The 2569-nt window shown below is 62.0% G+C and carries 3 protein-coding genes; 2 read left to right on the top strand and 1 reads right to left on the bottom strand.

Annotated elements, in window-relative coordinates; translation table 11 throughout:
- Positions 1-1328, top strand: a 1328-nt coding sequence (locus VMR03_RS16405; protein ID WP_325407119.1) for an ABC transporter ATP-binding protein/permease, incomplete at its 5' end; no start/stop codon positions are given.
- Positions 1329-1453: 125 nt separating this feature from the next.
- On the opposite strand, the gene VMR03_RS16400 is transcribed toward VMR03_RS16405, so the two are convergent.
- Positions 1454-2254 (bottom strand): PhzF family phenazine biosynthesis protein, encoded by an 801-nt coding sequence (locus tag VMR03_RS16400; RefSeq protein ID WP_325407117.1) that lies wholly within the window; start codon positions 2252-2254, stop codon positions 1454-1456.
- A 129-nt stretch (positions 2255-2383) separates the two neighbouring features.
- On the opposite strand from VMR03_RS16400, the gene VMR03_RS16395 reads away from it, so the two are divergent.
- On the top strand, positions 2384-2569 hold a 186-nt coding region (locus tag VMR03_RS16395), incomplete at its 3' end, for a GntR family transcriptional regulator (RefSeq protein WP_325407115.1).

The following is a 2569-nucleotide window of genomic DNA, read 5'->3' as shown; positions in this document are numbered from 1 at the left end:
AGGGCGCAGAGACCGACAACCCCGACCAGCGCATCGCCGACGACCTTCGCCTCTTCACGGCGCAGGTGCTGAACCTCTCTGTCGGACTGCTCAGCGCCATCGTCACTTTCGTTTCCTTCATCGCCATTCTCTGGGTGTTGTTGGGACCGCTGACCATTCCGCTCGGCGCCTACGGCTCCATCACGATTCCCGGTTATGCCGCCGTCGGCGCGATCCTTTACGCGGGCATCGGCACATGGGCGACGGTGAAGCTCGGCCGGCCGCTCGTTCCCCTCACCTACAACCAGCAACGCTACGAAGCCGATTTCCGCTACAGCCTCGTGCGTCTGCGCGAGAATTCCGAAAGCGTCGCCTTCTACAATGGCGAGGATCATGAAGGCGGCGTGCTGCGCGGACGCTTCGGCAAGATCTACGACAATTTCATCGCCGTGCTGATCCGGCAGATGAAGCTCAACGCGCTCGTCAGCAGCTATACGCAGATCGCCGTCATCGTGCCCTATCTCGTCGCAGCGCCGAAATATTTCGGCAAGGCGATCGAGTTCGGCGGCATCCAGCAGATCGCAACCGCCTTCGATCAGGTGCAGACGTCGCTTTCCTTCATCGTCAATTCCTATTCCGACATCGCGGAGTTGCAGGCAGTCATGTTCCGCCTGACGCAGTTCGAGCATCGCGCGGCGCTAGTGCGCAACGAGACGCCGGAAATCGACATCGCGCGCGGCACGGGCGACGGGCTTTCCGTCGCGCATCTCGATCTCCGATTGCCGAATGGCGCGACGCTGAAAAAGGATATCAACCTCGACGTGCCGTCATCGTCGCGGCTGCTCATCATGGGTGCGACAGGCGCCGGCAAATCGACGCTGCTGCGCGCGATCTCGGGCCTTTGGCCGTTCGGCAAGGGGCGCATTTCGACCTCGGCGAAGAAGCCGCTCTTCCTGCCGCAGAAGCCCTATATTCCGCTCGGCACGCTGCGCGACGCGATCCTCTATCCCTACAAGCCGGATCAGGTCGGAAATGCCGAACTCGCCGCGGCGCTTCAACATGTGGGCCTCGACGGATTTGTCGGAGAGCTCGATCGCGAGGACAATTGGGCGCAGCGGCTTTCCGGCGGCGAGCAGCAGCGCCTCGCCTTCGCGCGCATTCTCGTGCATCAGCCGGACATGGTGTTTCTGGATGAGGCGACATCGGCACTCGACGAAGCCTCGGAGGCGGCGCTTTACCGATTGGTGGAAGCGATGCCGCAACGGCCGACGCTCATCTCCGTCGGGCATCGCTCGACGCTGAAACCGTTGCACGACAGGGTTTTCGAGTTGGACGCGGCGGTGGCTTAGACACACCACTCAAACACCTCTCATTGTCATCCCGGCTTTATGCCGGGATCCAGGAGTCTCAAACCCTGAGCAAGCGGCCCCTGGATCCCGGGACGAGCCCGGGATGACAATGAAAGGGAAAAAGGTCAAACCTCGATCTCGCCCTTCATGTAATCCGCGCAACGGCCGCGGATGATGACGCGGTCGCCGGCGTCGGTGCACCAGAGGGTGCCGCCGCGTTTTGAAATCTGGCGCGCGACGAGATCGGTTTTTCCGAGCTTTTTCGCCCAGTAGGGAACGCTGGTGCAATGCGCCGAACCCGTCACCGGATCCTCGTCGATGCCATGCGCGGGAGCGAAGAAGCGCGAGACGAAATCGAACCCGTCCGTCCCCGGAGCAGTGCAGATGAGCCCCGCGCCGGACGGCATCAGAAGCTTTTTCAGCGCCGGAAAATCGGGATCGAGGGCCGCCACCTCGGCGGCGTTGCCGAAGAGCGCCATGATGTTGCTCGTCCTTGCATAGACGATGGGCTTTGCGCCGAGCGCGCGGGCAAGGCCCTCGGGCTCCGGGATCGGCTTTGCTTTCGCGGCCGGAAAATCCATCGCGAGGAGGTCGCCGGCGCGCGTCACGGTGAGGCGTCCGCTCCTCGTTTCGAAGTGAATTTCGGGTGAGGAAAAGGCGAGGTGGGAGAGGATGACGTGAGCGCTGGCGAGGGTGGCGTGGCCGCAGAGATCAACCTCCACAGCCGGCGTGAACCAGCGCAGGCGGAAGGCATCGCTTCCGGCGCCTTCAGGCGCGAAAAAGGCCGTTTCCGCGAGGTTATTCTCGGCCGCGATGGCCTGCAGCACGGCATCCTCGGGCCAGATTTCGAGCGGAACGACGGCCGCCGGATTGCCCTCGAAGGGCCTGTCGGCGAAGGCATCGACCTGGAAGAGCTGCGCTTTCATTTTTGGCTCCACATTGTATCGATACAATTTTCCGCGCTTTGAGCTATATATTCCGCTCGATTGCATTATTGTATCCCTCATTCGCACTCTAGTTGGCGAACATCCCGGTTCAATTGTTTTATTGTCACCATGACATTTTCTCTCACTGAATTTCTCAAAACGAAACGAAGCGGCCCGCGCTACCGGGCGATTGCCGATCTCATCGGCGAAGCGATCGCCGAGGGCCGGCTCGCGCCGGGCACACGGTTGCCGCCCTTGCGCGACATCGCCTATGAACTCGGCGTCACCGTCGGCACGGTGGCGCGCGCCTATGCG

The organism is Parvibaculum sp., assembly GCF_035511255.1.
GTDB lineage: Bacteria > Pseudomonadota > Alphaproteobacteria > Parvibaculales > Parvibaculaceae > Parvibaculum.
This window is presented reverse-complemented; position numbering and strand designations above follow the sequence as displayed.